18 protein-coding genes are annotated in these 24422 nt (G+C 59.1%); 12 read left to right on the forward strand and 6 right to left on the reverse strand.

Annotated features, from left to right (window positions below):
- Positions 1 to 1531 precede the first annotated feature (1531 nt).
- From PHD22_RS06515 to PHD22_RS06530, 4 genes are all read right to left on the reverse strand, one after another.
- Positions 1532 to 4666 (reverse strand): type I restriction endonuclease subunit R, encoded by a 3135-nt coding sequence (locus PHD22_RS06515; RefSeq protein WP_299863978.1) that lies wholly within the window; start codon positions 4664 to 4666, stop codon positions 1532 to 1534.
- Positions 4663 to 5736, reverse strand: a complete 1074-nt coding sequence (locus PHD22_RS06520; protein ID WP_299863981.1) for a Fic family protein — start codon at positions 5734 to 5736, stop codon at positions 4663 to 4665. The genes PHD22_RS06515 and PHD22_RS06520 overlap by 4 nt, the downstream gene beginning before the upstream one ends.
- A 213-nt stretch (positions 5737 to 5949) precedes the next feature.
- A complete protein-coding gene (locus tag PHD22_RS06525; RefSeq protein ID WP_299863984.1) occupies positions 5950 to 7302 on the reverse strand; it encodes a hypothetical protein in 1353 nt (450 codons plus the stop codon).
- Positions 7292 to 8860 carry a class I SAM-dependent DNA methyltransferase gene (locus PHD22_RS06530; protein WP_299863987.1) on the reverse strand — a complete coding sequence of 523 codons (1569 nt, stop codon included), beginning with the start codon at positions 8858 to 8860 and terminating at the stop codon, positions 7292 to 7294. Before PHD22_RS06530 ends, PHD22_RS06525 begins: the two co-directional genes overlap by 11 nt.
- 1200 nt (positions 8861 to 10060) lie before the next feature.
- Between PHD22_RS06530 and PHD22_RS06535 the strand changes: the two genes are divergently transcribed.
- The 7 genes from PHD22_RS06535 (at position 10061) to PHD22_RS06565 (ending at position 17699) form a co-directional block, all read left to right on the forward strand.
- Entirely contained in the window at positions 10061 to 10579 is a 519-nt protein-coding gene (locus PHD22_RS06535; RefSeq protein ID WP_299863990.1) for a hypothetical protein, read from the forward strand.
- A gap of 1412 nt (positions 10580 to 11991) precedes the next feature.
- Entirely contained in the window at positions 11992 to 12423 is a 432-nt protein-coding gene (locus tag PHD22_RS06540) for a hypothetical protein (RefSeq protein WP_299863993.1), read from the forward strand.
- 605 nt (positions 12424 to 13028) lie between these two features.
- Entirely contained in the window at positions 13029 to 13493 is a 465-nt protein-coding gene (locus tag PHD22_RS06545) for a hypothetical protein (protein WP_299863996.1), read from the forward strand.
- A 189-nt stretch (positions 13494 to 13682) separates the two neighbouring features.
- Positions 13683 to 13901, forward strand: coding sequence for a hypothetical protein (locus tag PHD22_RS06550; protein WP_299863999.1), 219 nt, complete (start codon positions 13683 to 13685; stop codon positions 13899 to 13901).
- A 260-nt stretch (positions 13902 to 14161) separates the two neighbouring features.
- Positions 14162 to 15352 carry a tyrosine-type recombinase/integrase gene (locus PHD22_RS06555; RefSeq protein WP_299864002.1) on the forward strand — a complete coding sequence of 397 codons (1191 nt, stop codon included), beginning with the start codon at positions 14162 to 14164 and terminating at the stop codon, positions 15350 to 15352.
- A 35-nt stretch (positions 15353 to 15387) separates the two neighbouring features.
- Positions 15388 to 17019: an ABC-F family ATPase gene (locus tag PHD22_RS06560; RefSeq protein ID WP_299864005.1), complete on the forward strand. Its 1632-nt coding sequence runs from the start codon at positions 15388 to 15390 to the stop codon at positions 17017 to 17019.
- 11 nt (positions 17020 to 17030) lie between these two features.
- Positions 17031 to 17699, forward strand: coding sequence for a hypothetical protein (locus PHD22_RS06565; protein WP_299864008.1), 669 nt, complete (start codon positions 17031 to 17033; stop codon positions 17697 to 17699).
- A 12-nt stretch (positions 17700 to 17711) separates the two neighbouring features.
- On the opposite strand, the gene PHD22_RS06570 is transcribed toward PHD22_RS06565, so the two are convergent.
- Complete coding sequence (locus PHD22_RS06570; protein WP_299864011.1) at positions 17712 to 19331, reverse strand: NAD(P)/FAD-dependent oxidoreductase; 1620 nt, start codon at positions 19329 to 19331, stop codon at positions 17712 to 17714.
- Positions 19331 to 20878: a polyamine aminopropyltransferase gene (locus PHD22_RS06575; protein WP_299864014.1), complete on the reverse strand. Its 1548-nt coding sequence runs from the start codon at positions 20876 to 20878 to the stop codon at positions 19331 to 19333. The genes PHD22_RS06570 and PHD22_RS06575 overlap by 1 nt, the downstream gene beginning before the upstream one ends.
- Positions 20879 to 20969: 91 nt before the next feature.
- Between PHD22_RS06575 and PHD22_RS06580 the strand changes: the two genes are divergently transcribed.
- The 5 genes from PHD22_RS06580 to speD are packed head-to-tail and all read left to right on the forward strand — an operon-like array spanning position 20970 to position 24401.
- Positions 20970 to 21356: a DUF350 domain-containing protein gene (locus PHD22_RS06580; RefSeq protein ID WP_299864017.1), complete on the forward strand. Its 387-nt coding sequence runs from the start codon at positions 20970 to 20972 to the stop codon at positions 21354 to 21356.
- Positions 21357 to 21393: 37 nt separating this feature from the next.
- A complete protein-coding gene (locus PHD22_RS06585; RefSeq protein WP_299864019.1) occupies positions 21394 to 22407 on the forward strand; it encodes an SPFH domain-containing protein in 1014 nt (337 codons plus the stop codon).
- 7 nt (positions 22408 to 22414) lie between these two features.
- Positions 22415 to 23896, forward strand: coding sequence for a DUF4178 domain-containing protein (locus PHD22_RS06590; protein ID WP_299864021.1), 1482 nt, complete (start codon positions 22415 to 22417; stop codon positions 23894 to 23896).
- Entirely contained in the window at positions 23893 to 24045 is a 153-nt protein-coding gene (locus PHD22_RS06595; RefSeq protein WP_299864023.1) for a hypothetical protein, read from the forward strand. The genes PHD22_RS06590 and PHD22_RS06595 overlap by 4 nt, the downstream gene beginning before the upstream one ends.
- A complete protein-coding gene (speD, locus tag PHD22_RS06600; protein WP_299864025.1) occupies positions 24042 to 24401 on the forward strand; it encodes an adenosylmethionine decarboxylase in 360 nt (119 codons plus the stop codon). Before PHD22_RS06595 ends, speD begins: the two co-directional genes overlap by 4 nt.
- Positions 24402 to 24422: the final 21 nt, after the last annotated feature.

Consider the following 24422-nt stretch of genomic DNA (forward strand, 5'->3'; position numbering starts at 1 on the left):
CACCCGGCCGCCGATGTCGCACAGCTCACGCCTCGGCTGTGGAAGCAGCACTTCGAAAAGGCTCCGCTGCGCTCGGATATCTCAAGACGCGTGGCGTAGCAACTACGCCGCGGGCTGAACGCTTACGGGGCGATGCGCCTGCATGACTGGCTGACCATCCACGTGATCTCGACGGCAACGGTGCGCATCTCGGAGAGCGAGGCCGCGGCCATCGTGTCCGGCCCTTCGCTGGTCTGAGCGCGCGGGCCTGAATGTTGCCGCGCTGGGCTCAGGGAGCGTGTCATCATGGCGCCCGAGAAAGCCTGGGCGGCCTCCCTGCGCTGCGGGGGGCGTGGATGAACGGGTCCCGGCTGGCGCGCAGCGCCGCAGCGGGAAGGACAGGTTCACGGAGCTGGGGATCCGCTACCGTCACCCCTATAATGTATGCCACACCTGCGCAACCACCTGCCTCACGGCAGGCATGGCAGCTGCGTTCAGCGCACAATCACCAGGTCACTCGATACAGAGGCGGCTCTCCACTCATGCCCGTGGGCCTGACAGTCGCAACGGCTGGGCAGGAATGGAGAAGCTGAAAGTTGGTCCAAAATGGGCCAAAGAATCTGTTTAAAGCCTGGAAAATACAAAGGAATCAATACCTTGCTCATTGCCAACAACATCACCATGCAGTACTGATGGGGTTTTGTTGAGTACTCGTGCGATAAGAATCAATGGCTTAGCAACTCACGAATACTCACAAAAACACTCTTTGGCCCAAACTCTGCCCCAAGAATTGCCCCAGAGATAATGGCAATGGAATGTTCTGGCAGGGCGGTGCTACCGAGAGGCCCGACAGCATTCAACTCTATAGTCTGAGATGACGGCAGCAGCACTACCGCCAGCAGGGGGCGATGAGCGGGACGCATAGAACTGCCCGGTGAGAAGCCTATTTCGGTGGGCTTTGCCGTCTCTCTGCCGTGGTGTCCTGGGAGCTAGGCGGCCCCCAGTCTGCTTATTATTTTGTGATGAGGTGGTGGTGAACCGCGTTGTGGCTGTGAGGGGGCTGCTGCATCACTTCGCCTTCTTCCCCAGGCTTGGAAGCCCTCCACTGACCGCCTTGATTGAAACGGACCGACTCCCATCCGAGTTAGTCGTTGCGGATTGCCTCGGTGACGACGCCCTAGAAGGCCCCAGACGTACGTAGTACTCGTAGAACGCCTTGAACTCCCTCGCCAAGTCCTCGTCCCCCGGCGCATTGGAGCCGACCTCCAGTTCCCTAAACAGCCGCTCCAGACGGGAACGAAGATGGACGACTTTTGGTTCTTTCCTAGTGTCAGAACTGTAACTGGCTCCAATCTCTGGAGGCCTTTTCTCTGCCCCAAGTTTCCGCTTGGTTCCAGGCGGTGGGATCGTCCCGCCCTTCAGGGCGTTTGGTGACTTTGGACATCGAGTACTGACGTGCCTCTGCCAGCGATGCAACTTAATCTGTATGCCGCAGAATGGGCATTCTTTTGTTGTATCCATCTCATCCCTTAACGACAGAGGTTGTCATGGATCAGTACGACCATGCCTCGCTCAGTGCTCTCGCTTGCTGGAGTACCAACTCCACCGCGCCATCCTGCTGGTCTGGTGGGTACTTGTACTTGCGCAGGATGCGTCTGACCATGATGCGCAGGCGGGCACGAACACTCTCTCGTTCTGACCAGTCCACCGAAAGGTTCTTCCGCAGATTCTCAGTCAGTTCGTGGGCGATCTTCTTCAGGGTTTCATCCGAGAGTTCCCGCACTGCAGACTCATTGTCTGCGAGGGCATCGTAGAAGCGAACCTCATCTTCCGTGAGGCCGAGTTCTTCCCCCCGGGTTGAGGCTGCCCGGAACTTCTTGGCCATTTCGATCAGCTCCTCGATGACCTGGGCTGTCTCGATGGCACGGTTCTGATAGCGCTTGACGACGTTGGCCAGGAGTTCGGAAAACTTCTTCTCCTGTACTACGTTGCCTGCGAAGCGGGATTTGATCTCACCTTCGAGCAGTCGCTCGAGGAGCTCTACCGCAAGGTTGCGCTCCGGAAGGTTGCGCACCTCAGCCAGGAATTCATCGTCCAGGATGCCGATGTTGGGTTTGTCCAGTCCGACGGCACTGAATATGTCTACGACCTCTTCGGAAACCACAGCAGAACCAATGATCTGCCGTATTGCCAGTTCCCGTTCTTCATTGGTTTTCTTCTGCTTGGTCAGATCACGCTTGGTGAGGATCACTTTCACTGCCTGGAAGAAGGCGACCTCCTCGCGCACAGCCTTGGCTTCATCCAGTGTGCAGCACAGGGTGAAGGCCTTGGTCATGGCAGTCGCTTGATCGGCAAAGCGCTTCTTCCCGTCGTCAATCCCCAGTACATGGTTGGCCGCGCCAGCCAGGCGCTTGTGTCCGGCTGTCTGAAAGTCAGAATAATCGAAGCCATGAAGCAGGCCCCGAAGGATGTCCAACTTCTCCTCCAGGATGGCATAGGCCTCGGCCGCATCGACGGTTGGTCGGCCTCGTCCCTGGCTTGCGGTGTAGTCCTTGAGGGCGGACTTCAGCTCGTTGGCGATGCCGATGTAGTCCACCACCAGACCGCCTTGCTTGTCCTTGAATACGCGATTCACCCGAGCGATGGCCTGCATCAGATTGTGGCCCTTCATGGGCTTGTCCACGTAAAGGGTATGAACGCAGGGAGCATCGAAGCCAGTCAGCCACATGTCCCGGACGATCACGAGGCGCAGTGGGTCCGCAGGATCCTTGAAGCGCTTTTCGAGGCGCTTCTTGATCTGCTTGCTGTAGATGTGGGGGCGTAGCAGGGCCTTGTCACTGGCCGAACCTGTCATGACGATCTTGATTGCACCCTTCTCAGGATCGGTGTCGTGCCACTCTGGCTTCAGCTTCACGATTTCGTTGTAGAGGTGGACGCAGATATCCCGGCTCATGGCTACAACCATGGCCTTGCCGTTCAGGGCCTGGTCCCTTTCCAGGAAGTGGGAAACCAGATCAGCCGCCACCTGAGCTATGCGGGGCTCTGCACCTACAACCCTTTCCAGTGCAGCCCATCTACTCTTCAGGCGGGCCTGCTGGTCCTCCTCCTCGTCCTCAGCCAGTTCGTCGACCTCTTCATCAACGTGGGGGAGCTCCTCGGTTTTCAAGGAGAGCTTGGCAAGACGGGACTCGAAGTAGATGGCAACCGTGGCCCCATCCTCCTTCGCCTGCTGCATGTCGTAGATGTGGATGTACTCACCGAAGACAGCCCGAGTGTCCCTATCCTCACTGGATACCGGAGTTCCGGTGAACGCCACGAAGGTAGCCCTTGGGAGTGCGTCCCGCAGGTGCTGGGCATAGCCAACTTGATACTTGGTTACGGGCTCGGCTGCGATCAGGCCTGCCGGGTCGTTGGCGCTGGCTTGAGGTTTGAAGGTCTTGAGCTTGGCTTCAAAGCCGTACTGGGTGCGATGTGCCTCGTCCGCAATGACGACGATGTTGTTCCGGTCCGAGAGTTGCGGGAAGGTGTCCTCGTCTTCCCCGGGCATGAACTTCTGGATGGTGGTGAAGATGATCCCACCGGAGGGGCGGTTGGCCAGCAGTTTGCGAAGGTCCTGCCGAGTGTTGGCTTGGACTGGCTGCTCACGGAGCAGATCCTGAGCCAGGGAGAACACCCCAAACAGCTGTCCGTCCAGATCGTTTCTGTCCGTGATGACGACGATGGTAGGGTTCTCCATCGCAGTTTCCTGCATCACCCGGGCTGCGAAGCAGGTCATGGTGATGCTCTTGCCGCTCCCCTGGGTGTGCCAGACAACCCCACCTTTATGACTTCCACCTGGACGGGATGCGGCAATCACCTGCTGGACGACGGCCTTCACCGCATGGAGCTGGTGGTATCCGGCAATCTTCTTGATCAGGCCGCCGTCGTCCTCGAAGAGGACAAAGTAGCGTAGATATTCCAGCAGTGCAGCGGGAGCCAGCACACCACGTATCAGTGTCTCGAGCTCCTGAAACTCGCCCAGTGGATCAAGCTGCACCCCATCGATCGTGCGCCACTGCATGAAGCGCTCAGCGTCGGCGGACAGCGAGCCCATGCGGGCATCGGTGCCATCCGAGATCACCATGATCTCGTTGTACTGAAAGAGGTCGGGGATCTGTTCCTTGTAGGTCTGCAGTTGCTCGAAGGCCTTCCAGATGTCGGCGTTGGCATCTGCCGGGTTCTTGAGCTCGATGACCACCAGAGGCAAACCATTCACAAACAGCACGGTGTCCGGTCGGCGGGTGTGATGCGGGCCCTTGACGGAGTACTGGCTGACGGCAAGCCACTCGTTGTTGGTGGGATTGATCCAATCGATCAGGCGGGCAAAGTCACCAAGGGTTTCCCCCTGTCTCTGCACCTCGACTGGAACACCCGCAACCAGTAACTGGTGAAGGCGGCGGTTGGCCGACAGCAGAGAGGGGATGCCCAGATCCACCACGTGCTTGAAGGCATCCTCTCTGGCTGTCGGCGTGAGCTGGGGGTTCAGCCGCGCAAGTGCCTGACGGAGTCGCTCGACAAGGAGCACCTGCTGATAGCTCTGACGCTCGGGACGCTCTCCATCCGGAGCCAGGGCAGGGCCGTGCAAAGTGGCGTAGCCTACATCGGTAAGCCAGCCGAGTGCTTCCTGTTCGAGTTGGTCTTCGGTCATTTCGACCTGCCCAGCAGGATGTCGTTGAGGGCTACGTTGATGTAGTAGTTGCTGCGCCCGAGCTTGTGCTTCTGCACGAAACCAGCAGCGGCAAGTTCGTCCAGGTACTTGGCGGCCGTCAGACGGGAGACTTCCAGATCCTGCTGAATGAACTCAATCTTCGTGTAAGGATGGTTGAAGAGGTTGTTGATCAAGTCCTGGCTGTAGAACTTGAAGCCAGCCCGGATGCGATGCTTGTAGTCGAAGAAGGCCGTCTTGATGGCATGGATCGTGGTGATCGTTTGGGCAGCGGTCTGTTCTACAGCTTCGAGCATGTAGAGGACCCACTCCTCCCAGGTGTCCTGATCGCGTACCGATTGCAAAAGGCGGTAGTAGTCGGACTTGGTACGGACGATATGGCTTGAGAGGTAGAGGACCGGGACATCCAGCAGGCCCTCTTTGACCAGGTAAAGCACGTTGAGGATGCGCCCGGTACGTCCGTTGCCATCGTAGAAAGGATGGATGCTCTCGAACTGGTGGTGGATCAGCGCCATCTTTATCAGCGGATCGGCAGGAAAGAGGGTCTCGTCGTTGATGAAGTGCTCGAGTCCGCGCATCAACTCCACGATCACTGTGGGATCCTGTGGAGGGGTGTAAACCGTCTCCCCCCTACTGCTCTTCAGTGCGGTTCCAGGCAATTTTCGGAAGCCAGCGTTGTTGCGCTCCAGCTCTGCCTGGATCTCGACAAGGTGGTTGGCCGTGATCAGGCCTGTGTCGCGCACCTGTTCATAGCCAAGCCGTAGGGCCTGCCGGTAGCGGAGAACCTCCTTGGCCGCCGGGTTGGCAAAGGCCTCCGGGAGGACTTCATCCTTGAATAGTTCATCGTGCGTGGTGACGATGTTTTCGATCTCGGAGCTGTCCTTTGCTTCCTGAAGGCCCAGTGTGTTGATCAGAATGCTCTGATTGGGGATCGATGCGGCAATCCCCTTCAACTCCGCCAGCTTGCGGCTACTGCTGGCAAGCCGCTTCAGGATGGCCAGGTTGTCGAAGCGAGCCGGGTCCAGGCTATCGAGGGAGCGCAGAGCGTTCATGGCAAGTCGTTTCTGGTGTTGAACGTGTATAAAAAACTGGATTATCTATACATGTCCTTTCCGATCTGTATGGGAAAGGCAGTTTTCTATGCAGGTCGTTGGCGATGCGTAAAGCGGAAGGTCCCCGTTGGTGTGCCGGGTTGATGCTGGTCTTGAGGCGGGTCAGCCACTCCGAGTATCCCTCTGGCAGACCTTTGGTTTCCGGGGAGGAGATCATGCTGGGGCTTCCTCCAGTAGGGACTCGGCCTCGGGCAGGCGGAGTTGGCCGGAGATCAGGCGGGGGAGCAGGGTGTCACGGAGGGTGGTAAGTGTCTTGATATGTTGGCGACTGAGCATCAATCGTTGATGAACAGAATCAGCAATCGAAGAAAACCGATCAATGATCGGCAACGGAGGAATAAGTAACCGAATAGACCGCAAGTAGGTCACTGGGCGGGCAATGGACGGGACTCCGACCTGAGACATATTGGCTAACAGTTGGTGCTGGCCTTGTGGTGAGCGAAAGTAGTACGTCACCCATTCCGGTCGCATCTCGGATAGATCGCAACGAAGAAAGAACTGGCGCTGTGAGAGTACATACTCACCAAAGCGCGCAGCAGCATGGAGCAAACTAACCTGGCCGATGCTACCCGCGTGCGTGAAAATCACATCACCAGCCCTTACGCAGGACTTGGCCAGTTTCTCTGCATGATCCTCCGTGATGTAGTTAAAGCTATTGTCTTCTACCAAAAGTTTTTTGAGATGCTGCCCACTGATGATTGGAACACCATGTTCAACAAACGTTGAGACTTTGATATTGGATCCAAAGGGCCCCATCCCAACTCGCTCAGCAAAACTGTCAACAGCCCCAATCCTCCACCCCTTCGGCACCAACCCCAGTTCCGATTCCTCGAACTCATCCGGAAACAGCGCCGCTGTCTCCTCATCCATTCCTTCCGGGGCAAGTCCTTGCTGCTTGGTACGGACCGGGTCGAAGTCGACGAACCAGGATTTGAACAGTGCTTGGGCGATGGATTCGAGGGTGGCGTTGGTGTCACGCAGGAGGGCAATTCGAATCTCAATTTCTTCGAGCAACTCAACCACCCTGGCCCGCAAGGAAGTCTGCGCGGGAACTGGGTAAGCTAGAAAATCCTCACGGCTTAACGCAACAACTGCACTGCCCGTTGCTCGTCCAGCGCAATAGTCACGGTATTGTGGGGTTCTGAGCAGCCAATAGACGTAGCTCACCGTCTCGTTGTCTTGACGACAAAACTTGAGCTTGACTGTATCCTGCGTCAAACGACCCGACTGAACGAATGGAGGTACCCGAGCAACGGAACCGATCATTTTCCCGTCCTTCGTCGCACCCTTGAGCGCTGCAAACAAGTCGCCTGGGCTGAGCATCAATTTCTCCGGGCACTCGCCTCCGTATGTTTTGAAGTCGGTATCACGAAATCCGCCTCCGGGCTCAATCGAGCCAAGACCGAGTAATGCAGGTCCAGGCTTGCCTACTAGGTTGCCTTTGTAGGTCGTGCCACGGACAAGAGTAACGAAATCACCCAGTGTCAAAGACGCTTCAGAACTCATACCCCAGCCCCCTCAGCTTCGTCCGGATCAACGCATCCAGCTCCGCACCCTTAGCCATCTGCTCACCCAACTGCTCCGTGAGCTTCTGCATCTTCTCGGCAAAGGCGTCATCGTCATCCTCGACTTCTTCCGAGCCCACATACCGCCCAGGTGTCAGCACGTGGCCGTGTCCGGCAATCTCGGAGAGCGTCACGCTGCGGCTGTAACCAGCCTGATCTGCATAGTCACCAGATTCACCGCGCCACGCGGCTACCGTGGCCGCAATACGTTCGATCACTTCATCAGTCAGCTCCGCCTGCACACGGCTGATCATCGTGCCGAGTTTGCGAGCGTCGATGAATAGCACTTCTCCCTTGCGGGTGGTCTTCTTCTTACAGAGAAACCACAAGCACGCAGGGATCTGCGTGTTGAAAAACAGCTGTCCGGGCAGGGCGATCATTACTTCAACTACATCGGCCTCGACCATTGCTGCCCGGATCACGCCCTCGTTGTTCTGGCTTGAACTCATGCTGCCGTTGGCGAGCACTATTCCGGCCCGACCATTGGGGGCAAGATGGTGGAGCATGTGCTGAAGCCAGGCGTAGTTGGCATTCCCTTGCGGTGGATCTCCATAAACCCAGCGGGGGTCACCTTCGAGACTGCCATGCCACCAGTCGCTGATATTGAACGGAGGGTTGGCAAGGATGAAGTCTGCCCGCAGATCCTGATGCTGGTTCTTCGTGAAGGTGTCGGCAGGTTCCTTGCCAAGGTTGAAGTCGATGCCTCTGATTGCAAGGTTCATCGCCGCCAGACGCCAGGTGGTGGGGTTGGATTCCTGGCCGTAGATGGAGACATCCCCCAGCTTGCCGCCATGGGCTTCGATGAACTTCTCCGACTGTACAAACATGCCGCCAGAGCCGCAGCAAGGGTCATAGACCTTGCCATGGTGAGGAGCGAGTACCGCAACCAGGGTTTTGACGATGCTGGCGGGCGTGTAGAACTGTCCGCCCTTCTTGCCTTCTGCGTTGGCAAACTGCCCAAGGAAGTACTCGTAAACCTGCCCTAGAACATCCCGAGCCTGGCTGGCTTCTTCACCAAAGCCAATGGTGGAAACCAGATCCACCAACTCACCAAGTTTGCCGTCCGGTAGTTGTGCCCGTGCGTAGCGCTTGTCCAGCCCGATCTTCTTCAGGGCTGCGTTCTCGTTTTCGATCAATGCCAGGGCATCATCGATGCGCTTGCCTATGTCCGTCTGCTTGGCGCTGGCCCTGACGGCTTCCCAGCGGGCGGCTTCGGGAACCCAGAAGGCATTGACCTCCTTGTAGTAGTCCCGCTCCTCCAGTTCCTCGGCGAGCATCTGATCGTCGCGCTCATGCAGGAAGTAGTCGTCAGCCTCGTCCTGGAAGCGCCTAGTGAGTTCGGCCCTGCGGGCCGCAAAGCTGTCAGAGATGTACTTGAGGAAGATGAGTCCGAGCACGAGGTGCTTGTACTCTGCTGCATCCATGTTGGCTCGCAGCTTGTCAGCTGCTGCCCAGAGGGTTTTCTTGATGTCGTCCAGCATGTGTGAGGATGAAGCCATACAGGTGTGGCTTCTGCCATGAGAAACCACCAGATTCGGGAGCAGTGCGGTCCGTAAGGTACACGGTGAACAATCGATGGTCCATCAGGTGCCGGATAGTCAGTGCTCGCTGGGTAGTACCTTGCGAATTGATGCACATGGATAGAGTGAACTGCTGCACTCTTTACTGAAGTCAGGAGCTTCTTGAACCGACGAAGGAGGTGAGGAAGGTTGGGTGCTCCACCTCAGAAGTTGTGCTGCAGGTTTGGGCTGCTGAACTGAGCTCGCTTCAGTCTGTGTCCTACTGAGCCAATCTCCAGTTCAATGACGACGATCCTGGAGCTACGCTGAACTTCAAACTACCTTGCTGCGCAAATGATTTGCTTTGGACTGCGGGAGTCCTTGGTTCTTCAGCTTCCGTTCTTCTGCTCTCTATTCATCCTGATACTTGGCCTGACCGTGAGCGGTGGTGTCCAGATCCTGCTGCCTCGGGTTTTCAGAGAGTTACTCGCAGGCCTACGAGGTCTGGACTCACCTGTAGAGAGTGAGAATCCAAACCTCCCCCCCCATGCCCCCAAGTCCGATTTTTGATGCTGTTTTTCCGAACCGATATCAGCCCGATAGAGCACAGAGTTGGAGACCGTTGGTTTGGAGCACGGATTCACGCTGACTCAACGGTTGGCCAGGATGCTTGAAACACATCTCAAGGCGCACACAAAGGGTCAGTCACATCAAGTAGCGGTACTGAACTCAGTCAAGGGGACGATAGGCATTCACGTAAAAGCCCAGAAGAGACGCGCCTTTCGGGTGCTTTTGTGAAGGCTAGAAAGAGGGTAGGAATTGGGCCTTCAGACCGCTGAGTGCCAGTAACTCTGCGCCTTGGAGATACAGGAGAGTGGAGTGAAGGAGAACTTCTTAGAAGTCTGTCTTCACTCGAGTACCGATATGCTAACTCTGCACGATCCAGTTCGAGTAGCTGTATGCAGCCGATACATTAACTGCAGATCTTGAGGGGGGCTATTGGAGTTACTCAGCTTAAAGCACAGATTTGGTGAATCCGAAGGGGATTCTATGCTTCAAGTCTGAAGGGCTGATCCATGAAGTGAGTTTCTTCTCAGAAGTTTGTAGGAAATTTCATTCCTCACCTGCCTATTCGGCTGGCTGTGAGGGTTCTTTGGCATTCACTTGTATGTGATGTGCCGTTATCCAGAAAGGTTGTGTGTGAATACCCTCTCTCATCATCCCGTAACAAAGCAGCAGGTCAAGGATCTGCTTGTTTCGCATCTTTATGGGGCTGCCCAGGATCAGTTCAAAAGGAGGCTGGAGGCCATCATTCGGAAGAACTCACAGGTTCTTTCCAGTAAGCATCTCTCGTTTGTCTACGGCCGCCAGATTTACGCCTGTGAAGACCAGAAGCTGCCCAAGATGATCAATACGCTCATCCCGGAACTCTTTGGAGATATGGATGAATACTTGAAGGACCTACGAGACGTCAGCGAGAGGGAGATCCCGTCTGTTCTGGACTTCATCAGTCAGGTCCTCAATGCATCTAGCAATCTGCATGACTACCTTCGTGTTTTGCCTTCGTGTGTTCATGGGCCAATTCAGCAGCTCATTGATGCCTGCCCTTGCCGGACCAAGACGCTCAAAGACACGGACGTTCAAGAACTGGCGATGTGCAACGCGAAAGCGACTGAGATGCTGAAGCGCAGGTTGGTTGCCAACTTGCTCATCGTTTGAAGTGCCTGAGGTTCTTCGGCGATCCGGCGCATGACCACCTCTGAGATGTGAACCAAGCCGGAAGTTTGGTACCTCGCGCGTAAACTCAGTTGATATACCTAAGTTCACCTAGTAGACAAAGGCCCCCTCCGGGGGCTTTAACGAACTTGTAAAGAGAGGAATTAAGTGAAGAACGAAGTAAAGAGCAGTAGACGAGAAGTCGAGCAAAAGCATTATAAGGTCCGGAGTCTACACTTTTTTAGAACAAAGTAAACAGGCTCGCCTATGGTGGAGGAGGCCACCTCCGGTGGCTCCTGTGGGTTTGTGAAAGAGTTTCATTTGGTAAGGCTAACTTCCAAGTTCACCTTGGTGGGGTTAATGCAACCCCAGCCATCAGCCCAAGAAAAAGCGTTGAAGAGCCGCGCAACCATCTCAAGGCAAACAGCAGGACAGTCTGTCAGGTTTGGCCATGAATGATGCTGTCTATGAGTGCTTTTGGATTGATTTATTTAGAGTGTAGAAGACCCCCTCCGGGGGTGCCCCATGGGCGTAAAAATAGATCGTGTGAAGGTGGAAGCGGAGAGGTGGGTGGTTTTTGGAGTGGTCGCGTAAGAAATTGGATTACGTTCCCATGTAAATAATGTGAAGTAGATCATAGCTTTCATCTGGCTTGCATCTATAGACTCCAAGCCATCAAGTTCGGAGAAGTTGTTAGATGCTAAGAAAGGTAGTTTCAGCCGTCTTGTTGACTACCTGCCTGGGTGGCGCAGCAACCCAGGTTGCCGCAGGCACTTCCTGTGATTCTCCAGTTCGCTGGAACGAAGCCAGTAGATATTCAGGATCCGTTGAATCGTTCTCGGGGCCTGTGGTGGAGGTGGTCCATAGGTCAGACATAAAAGGTGCTCCTACCTGGATCAACGTGGGTAGAGCTTATCCAGATAAAGCCAGGATGACCCTTCTGGTTTGGGGTAAGGATCTTTCTGCATTCGGAGGTTCCCTTCAGCGGCTTCAAGGGAGAACCATCTGTGCCACAGGGAGGATGGGAGTCTACGGCGGAGCAGCTGAAATGGAAGTAAGCAATCCAAGTCAGATTTCGGTGAAGTAAAACTAGAAGAGGAGCAGTTATGCGAGGAGTCGTCCTGGGTGTTTCCTTGGTCTTGATGTCGGCAGTCTCTTGGGCCGGATGTGTTGGTCCAGTGATCAATGGGCAATGCACAACTGGGGTCTATCTTAGAGGTCATGGAGATGACGACAGCTACAGAGGATCTTCAGGGCAGCAGTATCAATACAATCGAAACAATCCTGTAGACAACAACAGATACAACGTCGATTTGGAAGCTCAGCGCAGAGATCAACTTAATCCTTACAACGTGGGCAGTTCCCGTGATCGAATGCAAGGCCAACGTGGTGGTGGTATTTGGGAGGAGTAACTGATGTTTGCTCGAAGATTTATAGAACAGATAGGCATCATGAAGTCGGCGAAGTATCTATTATGTATTGGGATACTCACCCCATCACTAGGTATGGGGCAGTCTGCCGAAGAGAATTCCAGTCAATGGATTCATATACAACAAACAGAGGATGGCGTTATCTCTTTGAAAAAAGGCTCTCTTAGAGTAGAAAAAAGTAAAGGAGGGGCTCAAGAGGCTATGTGGATTACACGGTGGGTTTCTCCTAAGAAGGGGAGTAGTGTTCATTTTGCAATAATGAAGATCCCCATGGAGGCCTGCTTTAATGGTTATGGGAAAATCATTGAAACGGATATGGCGGGTAAATTTACAGGCTCTTACGATTATGTGGAACAGGGTGGTAATGTGATTTCAGCTATTGGCTGGGCAGTTTGTCAGGCAGCAAAAACACCTTAGCTGAAATACTTTGATTTATAAGAGGAGGCGAGTGAGTGAGAAAAAAGGAGAGCCAAAGCTCTCCTTTTTTGTTTTAGGGTGATCTCCTTTCTTGGTAAGCCCCATGTGCTGCTTTCAAAGTCTTTTGGGTTTGCCTGTTGTCGAGCGTTTCTTTTTTGTGATTCATTAAACCGCCCGGAGGGCGGCTTGATCACTGTCTTAAGTACGTGATGAGGTCTCGCAAGATACTCTCCAGCTGCTGAAGCCTTCAATTTTCTTGCTCTGACTCTTGATGTCGGTGCCGAGCAAAGGGTGTCATGACTGTGCCCGTGCGTCAGTCAGAAAGCCTGTGGTGCCGTTCTAAATGAGGCAATCTGAACGGTCAGGTTCCGGCTAAATCGTCGAATTGAAGTGGTCTCCATGGCTGTTTGTTGAAGGTTCAAAGTCGATGGGTAGATGTTTTGGGTGCGGCCAGGCTGGTTATAGTTTGGCCTGAGGATTCCCCAGGTTTTACTTCATATTAGATCGCGGTCAGTTACTGGCCCGTCCTCCGTAACTTCTCCCTTTGGGAGTGCATTTTTCCGGGAGCCCATGTGGCTCCCTTTTTCATTTGGAGAAGAGAATAAGTGTCTGACCAAGACAAGTTCATGGCTGCCCTGCATCTGTCCAATGGCGGCCTCCTTGAGAAGTTCATGCCCATCGACCAGCGCTTCATGCTCAAAGAGCAGCTGAAGAGCGAGGAAGGGGTAGGTGTTGCACAAGCCGTCCTCCGGACGGTGCATCGAATCCTTGCCACACCCCTCACGTACCAGACCGACCACATCCACATGCCCGAGAAGATGGTGCATCTGCACTACTGCCGAGGCGGTGTGGATGCCTGGATCGTCGAGCGGGACATAGGAGATGCCCTGGACCCCAACCACCCCCTTTCCGGTATCGGAGATCAGCTCCAGGCCTTTGGCAAGTGCGATGTCTTCGGAGGTGGCTGGTGGGATGCGGAGTGGGGCTACGTGAGCATCCAATCCCTGATTGAGGCTGGCGTTGAGCTGGATCTCCACTGGGAGCCCAAAACCACGAAGGAGATCTATTGATTACTGAAGCCAAGAGTATCTGTGAGCCCTGTATTTGTAGGGTGAAGCAGCGATTGCGATGCTAGGTGGAGAGGTCAGTTAAGTTCGAACGAATGTGTAGGTCACCTCTGTGGTTCCAGAGCGTTTAATTTCCGCGTTTTGATTAAGGATTCAGCGAATAGATTTGATCACTCTGACAAGGAGTAAATAATGAGTTTTCTGACGGCCGCTTTCTTGATGGATAAGTACGGCCCCCTCCTCACCGAAGAGCAACTGGGTGAGGTGCTCCACATGGAGCCGGGGACAATCCGAAACCAACGGGGATCCGGTGCTCTTGGCATCCCCTTCATCAAGCAGGCCCGCACTCCGCTGTACCACGCGGAGGATGTGGCCAAGCATATTGATCAATTGAGGTTAAGAGGGGGCTGATTTGTAGCCCCCTTTTTATTTAACTACGGCCGACTGGGCTGTGGCTGTGAGTGAGAGCTCACGTAACGGACCGGTCAGCTTCTTTATCCAGAGATATACATGACTGAAGTCCAAGACAAAGTAACTGAACAGCAGATGGCCGAGATTCTCGGCACCACCAACCGTGCTCTGCAGAGTCGCAGAGCACGCAAACAAATCCCTGAATGGGTTTGGACCCGACAGGGCCGGCTCATCTATTACAGCAAATCGAGGTATGACCAATGGCAAGAAAGTCTGTGGGGCTTCCCACCGGAGTTGAACTCCGAAATGGAGTGCTCCGTATCCGTTTCTCCTGGAACGGAAAGCGTTGTTCCGAAACAGTCCCGTTCCCCCCGACCCAGGCAGGTATCACGTCCGCAGCACGTCTTCGCAATCAGGTAGTCAGCCTGATCGAACATCAACTCTTCGATGGAGCCAAACACGCAGAGCTGTTTCCCGACTCCACCAATGTCGCACACGTAGTGAGTCAGGCAGGCCAGAGCTTTGGGGAGTACGCCCAGATCTGGCTGAACAGCCGAAGCATCACCGAGGGAACGCGAAGGGGCTACAAGACCTGTCTCAATACCTGGTGGATGCCCAAGCTGGCCATCGTCCCGATGAAGCAGATCACTACCGTGTTCCTTCGGAAGCTCTTGGCCGAGATCAAGTGGAAGTCCGATGGGGTCAAGCGCAACGCCATGACCAAGCTCTCCACCATCCTGGCTTCAGCAGTGCAGGATGGGATCCTCCCTGAGAATCCGATGGAGGGGCTGGAGCAGCCTAGGCGAACCAAGAAGGATCCGGACCCCTTCACCATCGATGAGGCGGACAGGATCATCGAGCACATCTACAAGGAGCCCCACTGGCCCACCCAGATCTATGGGGCCTACTTCGAGTTCGCCTTCTACACCGGCATGCGGCCAGGAGAGATCCTGGCCCTGCGCTGGGATGAGGTGGATCTGGTCAATAAGACGGCGCATGTCTGCCGTGTGGTGGCCCTGGGTGAGGTGCATGAACGAACCAAGACCCATGAGGATCGGTACGTGCTCCTCAACGACCGCGCCTTGCATGCCCTCCAATTTGCCAAGGAGTACGCCGCCAGGCGCTTGAAAGGGGAGACAGCGTTGAAGGAACTCCCCTACTGCTTCCCGCCCAGCAAGAACTCCGAGTTCGTGAAGGACACCAGTGATCTGCACCTGCGCTGGAAGGCTAGGCTCAAGGAACTGGGGATACGCTACCGTCGCCCTTATAATGCACGCCATACATACGCAACCTACTGCCTGATGGCAGGCATGGCTCCGGCGTTCATTGCTAAACAACTCGGTCACTCAGTGCAGATTCTTCTCTCCACCTACGCCCGCTGGCTTGACAGCAGCAACGACTGGATCGAGATGGAGAAACTGAAGGTTGCCCCAAAAATGCCCCAAGCCTGATGCTGAGACAAAAAACTTCTTAAGGAATCAATGCTTTGCTTATAGCCAACAATATTACCATGCAGTTTGGGGCCAAGCCCCTGTTCGAGAACGTTTCCGTCAAGTTTGGTGACGGCAACCGCTACGGTCTGATCGGCGCCAACGGGGCCGGCAAGTCCACCTTCATGAAGATCCTGGCCGGGGTGCTTGAGCCGACCGCCGGTAATGTGGCCCTTGATAGTGGCGAGCGCATGGCCTTCCTGCGCCAGGACCAGTTTGGCTACGAGGATGTACGGGTGCTCGACGTGGTGATGCAGGGCCATGCGGAGATGTGGGCCTGCATGCAGGAGAAGGACGCGATCTACGCCAATCCGGAGGCCACCGAAGAGGATTACATGAAGGCCGCCGAACTGGAGGGCCACTTCGCCGAGTACGACGGCTACACCGCCGAGGCGCGTGCAGGTGAACTGCTCCACGGGGTGGGTATCCCTACCGAGCAGCACGGGGGCCTGATGCGCGAAGTGGCGCCGGGCTGGAAGCTGCGGGTGCTGCTGGCCCAGGCCCTGTTCGCCAATCCGGACATCCTGCTGCTCGACGAGCCGACCAACAACCTGGATATCAACACCATCCGCTGGCTGGAAGACGTGCTCAACGAGCGCAACTCCACCATGATCATCATCTCCCACGACCGTCACTTCCTGAATCAGGTGTGTACCCACATGGCGGATCTGGACTACGGCCGTATCCAGGTGTGGCCTGGTAACTGGGACGATTACATCGAGGCGTCCACTCAGGCCCGGGAGCGCCAGTCCAGCGCCAACCAGAAGGCCAAGGAGAAGGTTCAGGAACTGCAGGAGTTCGTACGCCGCTTCTCGGCGAACAAGTCGAAGGCCCGTCAGGCCACCAGCCGCGCCAAGCAGATCGAGAAGATCAAGATCGAGGAGTTCAAGCCCTCCAGCCGCCAGTACCCGTGGATCCGCTTCGATTACGACGAGAAGGACAAGCTGCACCGCCAGGCCGTCGAGATCGAGAACCTCACCTTCGGCTACGATCCGGCCAACCCGATCATCAAGAACTTCACCTTCACCGCCGATGCCAATGACCGCATCGCCATCATCGGTGAGAACGGCATCGGCAAGACCACCCTGCTGAAGCTGCTGGTGGGCACCGGCCTGCACGGCCTGGCACCCCAGTTCGGCACCATCAAGTGGGCGGAGAAGGCCAAGCTCGGCTACTACGCCCAGGATCACGCTGAGGATTTTGCCAGCGGCGAGAACCTCACCGACTGGATCAGCGGTTATGTGCGTGAAGGCGGTTACGAAGGGGATGACGCCGAGACCCTGATCCGCGGCACCCTGGGCCGTCTGCTGTTCAAGGGCGACGACGTGAAGAAGTCGGTCAAGGTGATTTCCGGCGGCGAGCAGGGCCGCATGCTGTTCGGCAAGCTGATGCTCCAGCGCAAGAACGTGCTGCTCCTCGACGAGCCGACCAACCACATGGACATGGAGTCCATCGAGTCCCTCAACTCGGGCATCGCCGATTTCGGCGGTACCCTGTTCTTCGTGTCCCACGACCGCGCCTTCGTGTCGTCGATCGCCACCCGCATCCTCGAGATCCGTGGCCCCGGCGACATCGTGGATTATCGCGGCACCTACGAGGAATACCTGTCCAGCCAGGGTATCCAGTAAGGAGCTTCGCCGTGGCCGGGAAGAGGCGTGCTGTCGAGTTCCGGATTTCCGGTCTGGTGATCCTCACCATTGTCTTCGGGCTGCTGGCGGATGCCCGGGGAGGCTCCCTGGCCCAGCCTCTAGTGTCCCTATGGACCTGGGGGCTGGCGGCCCTGATCTTTGTCCGTGCCAGTGCTGAGCTGCGCTTGCGCATGCTGGCCTGTCTGGCGATTGCGACCCTGGGGGAAGGGGTGCTGTCCCTGGCCTGGGGTCTATACGACTATCGCCTGGGCAATCTGCCCCTCTTCGTCCCTCCCGGGCACGCTCTCCTTTACTGGCTGGGCGTGCAGTTGGCGCCCCGTCTCCCGGGGCGCTTGTTGTCCTTGATTCCGTGGCTTGCGGTCCTCGGCGTGGGCGCGTTGGCCCTGGCCCGGGTGGACTGGCTGGGGGTGCCCCTGCTCGCCGTTTTCCTGCTTTGCATGCGCTACGGACCGGCACCACGCCTTTACGCGACCATGTTCCTCCTCTCCCTGCTCATGGAGCTGTGGGGTACCTGGCTGGGGAACTGGAGCTGGCGCAGTCTGGCTCCAGGGGTGGGCTGGCCGGTGGGCAACCCACCCCTGGCTGCTGGGGCTTTTTACTGTGTGCTGGATCTGCTCAGTGAGGCGGTCCGCCGCCGCTCCGGGCGGGTACCTGCCTGAGGGCATGCGCCGTCAGGCGGTGCCGGACAGCACCTTGTGGGCGGCCCGGTCGCCCCAGTGGGCGGCTTCTTCGAACACCGAATAGCCGGACAGGTCCGAATGAGCGAATAGGATGGTACCGTCGGCCGCCTGCAGCGCTGCCAGGCCCGGGTTGGTCAGGGTCCCCGGTGCGGCGGCGGCCATGCCGTGGCCGCGCACGGTGATCTCCACCGCCTGGGTCCGGCGCCACATCTCCCACACCCCGTAGGCCTGATGCAGATCGCTGACCGCCAGGTCGAAGAGGGTGTCGGCGGAGGCCGTGGCGAGCCAGGCACGGGCCTCCCGGGCGGGCTGGGAGGCCAGGGTCCGGTAGGTGGTGAATACGGTCCGGGCTGGCCGGGCGGCGCGGATCCACTGGTGGGTGGCCACCACCCAGCCCAGCCCTGGACTGCCGTGGATCACATTGTCCCAGGCGAGGGGGGTGTCTCCCGTTTCGACGGGGAAGCCGTCGAGCAGGAAGTTCGCCACCAGCCAGGGCGCCTGGAGGGGTAAGTGTTGGCTCGGATCGCAGCCATGACGGCGCAGGTCCAGCAGCCGGGCGGTCACGTGCAGGGGGGTGGCACAGATGACCCGGCGGGCCCGGATGCGCAGCGGGCCGTCCGGCGTCGTGACCAGGATGCGGACATCCGCTCCGTTCTCTTCCACTGTCAGGGCCGTGCCAGCCCGCTGGCAGTGGGCGGGAATCCTGGCCCGGAGGCCCCGGGCGAGGGGTGCCAGCCCGTCGGGCCAGGTCAGCACCGCCCCTTCTTCTGCATTCGTGGCCTGGCCGTTCCGGCTGGCGAAGTAGTGCAGGCCGAACCAGGCCGAGACCTGAGTGGGTCCGGCGCCGTATTCATCCCTGCAGATGTAGTCTAGCCAGGCCAGCAGGCTGGGGGCGGTGTAGTCCTCCGCCCGGAGCCAGGCGGCGAAGGTCTGGCGGTCGAGGGCCTGCCAGGCCGGATCGGTGGAGGAGGCGGTCCGCGGTACGGCGAACACCCGCCGTCCGTCCTGGCCGCGGCGTCCACCCAGCTGCGCCATGGTGGCCAGGAAGCGCCGGTGCTGGGTGGCTTCCCCGGGCGTGACATGGTCGGTGGGCAGCAGGCCTTCCCGCCATTCACCGGCGAACAGGAGGCGTTCTGCAGGGGCATGGACCAGGCAGTCCTCCCGGTAGCGGGGCCGTTCCCCCGCAGGATCGGATTCGAGGATGCCCTGCTCGGCCAGGATCTCCCGCACGACTGTCGATTCCCGGGAGGGCAGGGGAAGGTAGTGGGCGCCCCGGGGGTGCGGGATCCCATCCAGTTGTCCGCCCGCCGCATTACCGTCGGGTTCGGGGCCGTTGATCAGCAGGAAGTCCGGATGCTCGGCTTGTGCCAGGCGCCAGGCAGCGGTGAGGCCGGCGATGCCGCTGCCGAGGATGGCCACCCCGGTGTGTATTTCCTCCCGGGCGTCGGGCAGTGCAGTCCTGTCCCGCAGGGTGTGGCCTTCGGCCATGCCCGGGCGCAGCACCCGGATGGGGATGCCGCGACGGGCCAGGCTGGCTCTGTCCAGGCAGCCTGGCAGGGTCAGCGCCAGGCTGCCGCTGCCGGTGGCCGCCAGGAAGCTCCGGCGTCGCATCAGCGCACCACCCGGTTCCAGTCCTGCTGGAAGTAGTGCACCAGGCGTTGGCTGTTGAGGTGGTTGGGCTCTACCTCCCGGCGCCCCATGTCCGGCGGAAACTGGAACATCAGCCGGGTGGTCTCCCTGTCCAGGTAGCGGGTGGGAACGCTGTAGTGTTCGGGAGGCGCATAGCCGGGGTGGCGGGTGGCGAGGTTGAAGCCCCACTCGCCGAAGGACGGGACGTGGGCGTGGTAGGGGTGGGTGTGAAAGCCGGCCTCCCGCAGGGTGGCGTCGATGCACCAGAAGCTGAGGGGGGCGAACCATGGGGAGGTGGACTGCACCACCAGCATGCCCCGCTCAGACAGGTGCCGCCCCATCAGCCGGTAGAGGGGCACCGAATAGAGCTTGCCGAGACCAAAGCTGGAGGGATCGGGAAAGTCGGCGATGATCAGGTCGAACACCTCGCTGCCCGCTTCCAGCCACTGGCCGGCATCGGCATTGATGACCGTCACCCGGGAATCCGTCAAGGCGCCGCCGTTGAGGGCTGCGAGCTCGGTGTTGCGGGAGAACAGACCCGTCATCTCGGGGTCCAGGTCCACCAGCACGACCTGCTCCACCTGCGGGTGCTTGAGGATTTCCCGCACGGCGAGCCCGTCACCGCCCCCCAGCACCAGTACCGAGCGGGCGTGGGGCAGGCGCTGCAGGGCCGGGTGTACCAGGGCTTCGTGGTAGCGGTGCTCGTCGCGGCTGGAGAATTGCAGGTTGCCGTTGATGTGCAGCCGGGTGTCGTCCTTCCAGCGGGTGACGACGATGCGTTGGTAGGGGGTGGTGGTGGCGTAGAGGATTTCATCGCCGAACAGCCCCTGTTCGGCCCAGCGGGTCAGGCGTTCGGCGTAAGCCAGACCCCCGGCCAGCAGGCACAGCAGCACCAGGCCCCGCAGCAGGCGGCCGCGCAGGTCGGGCACCTGCAGGCGGAAGTGCCACAGGGTCCACAGGGCGACGGCCACGTTGGTCATGCCGAACAGGAAGGCGGTACGCGACAGGCCCAGCTGGGGCGCCAGAACCAGCGGGAACAGCAGGGACACGGCCAGGGCCCCCAGATAATCGAAGGTCAGCACCCGGCTCACCAACTCGCTGAAGGGGGCCTGGCGGGCATGCAGCACCCGCATCACCAGCGGGATTTCCATGCCCACCAGCACACCGATGAGGAACACCAGGGCATACAGTACGGTGCGGAATGGGACGGACAGCCAGGCGAAGAGCAGGAACAGCAGGGTGGCCGACACGCCCCCCAGCAGGCCCACCAGCAGCTCGATGTCGATGAAGCGGGCCAGCACGTCCCGGTCATCCACGTACTTCGACAGGTGGGAGCCAACCCCCATTGCAAAGAGGTAGCAGCCGATGATCGACGAGAACTGCAGCACCGAGTCGCCCAGCAGGTAGCTGGAGAGGGCGCCGGCGATCAGCTCGTAGGCCAGCCCGCAGGAAGCGACGACGAAGACCGACAGGATCAGCAGGCGGTCGGAAAGGCGGGGGGCGGAAGCGGGAAAGGGCGCGTCGGACATGGCTGCGGACTCTACCCGGAAAGCGCTTGCAGGGCACCGGAAATGCTGGCTAAATGCGCCGGCCAGCAGCCCAGTACACCGAGGACCCCTCATGGACGCCGCCATCAATTACCTGATCCATCTCGTTTCCGGCGTCGCCATGGTCGCGGTATTCACGGCGATTTACCTGTGGGTGACGCCCTTCTGTGAACGCAGCCTGATCCGGCAGGGAATGGTGGCGCCGGCCCTGTCCCTGGGTGGGGCAGTGCTGGGTTTCTCCCTGACCGTCGCCTCCAGCATCCTCCACAACGACAGCTACGAGCGTTTCCTGCTGTGGAGCCTGAGCGGCCTTGTGGTCCAGGTGCTCACCTACGCCCTCGTGTCCCGCCTGTTCCCGCGCCTGCCCGACGCGCTGGCCGGCAACAACGTGGCCGCGGGGACGACCATCGGCACCGCGGCGCTGGTGGTCGGGGTGATCAACGCTGCCTGCATGTCCTGAAGCCGTCCAATTCCCCAGATCTTTCCGGAGTGAGCCCATGAGTCTCGGATCCTTCATCAAGAAGCAATTCATCGATGTCCTCCAGTGGAACGAGGAGAGTGACGGCACCCTGGCCTGGCGCCACCCCATGGAGGATTTTGAGATCCAGTACGGGGCCAGCCTGACGGTACGCGACAGCCAGATGGCCGTCTTCGTAAACGAAGGCCAGGTGGCCGACGTGTTCGGGCCGGGCATGTACCGGCTCACCACCCAGACCATCCCGGTACTCACCAACCTGAAGAACTGGGATAAGCTCTTCGAGTCTCCCTTCAAGTCCGACGTCTATTTCTTCAGCACCCGCCTCCAGCTGGGGCGCAGGTGGGGGACGCCCCAGCCCGTCACGATCCGTGACAAGGATTTCGGGATGGTCCGCCTGCGGGCCTTCGGCATGTACTCCTACAAGCTGGCCGACCCGCGGAAATTTTTCACCGAGATCAGTGGTACCCGGGCCGAGTACACCGTGGATGAACTGGAGCAGCAACTGCGCAACCTGATCGTCGCCACCATGAGCGCGACCCTGGGGGGCGCGGACGTGCCCTTCGCGGACATGGCCGCCAACCAGCTGCTGCTGTCCGACCGGATGTGCGAGGCGATGACGCCCACCTTCGAGCGTTACGGCCTGACCCTGGACAATTTTGCAGTGGAGAGCATCTCCCTGCCCGAAGAGCTGCAGAAGGCCATCGATGCCCGGATTTCCATGGGAATGGTTGGGGACCTGGCCAAGTACACCCAGTTTCAGGTCGCCCAGTCGGTGCCTCTGGCGGCCCAGAACGAAGGGGGGCTGGCGGGAGTGGGTGCCGGTCTGGCCGCGGGTCTGGGCATGGGGCAGGTGATGATGGAGACGATGCGGGGTGGTACGTCCTCCACGCCGCTGGCAGCGCCATCCCCAACCGCCGTCGATGAGCCGGAAGCCCGGCTGGTCAAGCTCAAGACCCTGCTCGACAAGGGTCTGGTAACCCAGCAGGACTACGATGCGGCCAAGGCCGAGATCCTGAAGAAACTGATCGGCTGACGTCCGGGTGTTCACCCTCGCCTGTCCTGGTTGCGGGGCGGAAGTCGCCTTCCGCTCTCCCACCTCCGCGATGGCGGTCTGTGCTTACTGTCACAGCACCGTCGTTCGGGAGGGGGACGCTGTGCGGGATGCGGGGAAGATGTCGGCGGTGCTGGAGGACCATTCTCCGATCCAGATCACCACCGCCGGGATGTACGCCGGCCAGGCCTTCGGGGTGGTCGGACGGATTCAGCTGCGCTACGACGACGGTTTCTGGAACGAGTGGTACATCCTCTTCGACGATGGCCGGGCCGGCTGGCTGTCGGACGCGTCGGGCCAGTATGCGGTCACGCTGGACGACGGGATTGCCGAAAATGCGCAGCCCTTTGGGCGACTGGTGCCGGGGGGACGCTATCGTCACGATGGTCAGACCTACTCATTGGCTGATTTGCGGACGGCCCGGTGCACGGGGGGTGAGGGGGAGTTGCCGTTTGTGGTCGGACCCGGATGGGAGGCCCGGGTTGCGGATTATCGCCAGGCCCACCGTTTTCTCACCCTGGATTATTCCGACAGCCCGAAGCCCCGGCGTTACATGGGCAAGGCGGTGGGGCTCGAGGATCTCAAGTGCCAGTTGCTGCGCGCGCCAGAGCAGATCCGCAGGAGTGCTGGTCATTTGCGGGGGGAAGCATCGACCCTGGCCTGCCCCGCCTGCGGAGCGTCGATCCACTGGCGTCCGGCGGTTGCGGCCCATTTGCACTGCCCGGCCTGCGGTACCGTCAGCGAGGCCACCACCAGCACGCTGGAGGTGATGGATGCAAGCCGTCGGGAAGCCCTGGCGGATACCAGTCTGGCCCTGGGAGATCAGGCCCGCTTCGATGGGCAGGACTGGATGCTGATCGGCCTGCTCCGGCAGCGGGAGACGGACAGCGACGAGACCTGGACCGAATATCTGCTGTATTCCCTGAGCGGGCGTTTCCTGTGGCTGGTGGAGTCGTCCCTGGGCTGGGACAAGGTCCAGGTGCTGGATACCTGGCCGGAGGCGGTCTCTGCCAGTGCCGTGACCCTCGATGGAGTGGCCTTCACCCGCCTGCAGGCTTATGGTGCCGAAGTGGTGTACGCGGCGGGCGCCTTCAACTGGCGGGTCCGGGTCGGCGATCGGGTCAGCCTCACCGATTACCGCCGGGTGGGGCGTGGCATCCTGTGCTGTGAACGTAGTAGGGCGGAGATCACCTGGTCCATGGCCCAACGGGTGCCTGCCAGTCAGGTGGATGGCTGGTTTGCCAAGGGCGGCGCGCTCGCTGCCCATGCCACGCAGGAGCTGAAGGTGCCGGCGGAGGTGGCAGCACCCGAGGTCCTGCGCCCCCTGGCCTGGATCTTTTCAGGGGTGCTGCTGCTGATCAATGTTCCCCTGTCCTTCATGGGAGGCGTGTCCAGCTGGATCATCACCTTGCTGGCCCTGGCGGTGCTCTGGCTGCCGCTCCACACCGACTGGTTCGAGCCACGGGAATGAGCCGCTGGGGTTATGTGATCTTCGGGCTGGTGGTGGTGTTTGTAGCCACGCTCATCAATCTGGACACCCGGGGGAGTTCGGGCAGCTCCAGCCGTGGCTGGAGCAGTGGTTCCGGGAGCAACTGGTCGTCGGGAGGGGGGCACAAGTGAGTCCGCTGGCCCGGCACGAACCCCGCGGACGGCATCTGCTGGCGGACTTCCACGGAGTGGCGGCCAGGCTGCTGCAGGATGTGTCGGCCATCGAGGTCTTGCTGAGGGAAGCGGCCAGGGCCGCTGGAGCCACGCCGGTGGGCGGTTATTTCCATCCTTTCGGGCCTGGCCTGGGGGTCACCGGCGTGCTGCTCCTGCAGGAGTCCCACATCAGCATCCACACCTGGCCCGAGCATGGGTTTGCGGCAGTGGATGTATTCATGTGCGGCCAGGCCCGGCCGGAGCGGGCTGTCGCCGTGATCGAAATGGCGCTCCACCCGGGATCCGTCACGCATCGGGAAGTGTCCCGGGGCTAAACTGCGGATCGTTGCCATTCC

The sequence above is a fragment of the Zoogloea sp. genome (assembly GCF_028693495.1).
Classification (GTDB): Bacteria; Pseudomonadota; Gammaproteobacteria; order Burkholderiales; family Rhodocyclaceae; genus Zoogloea.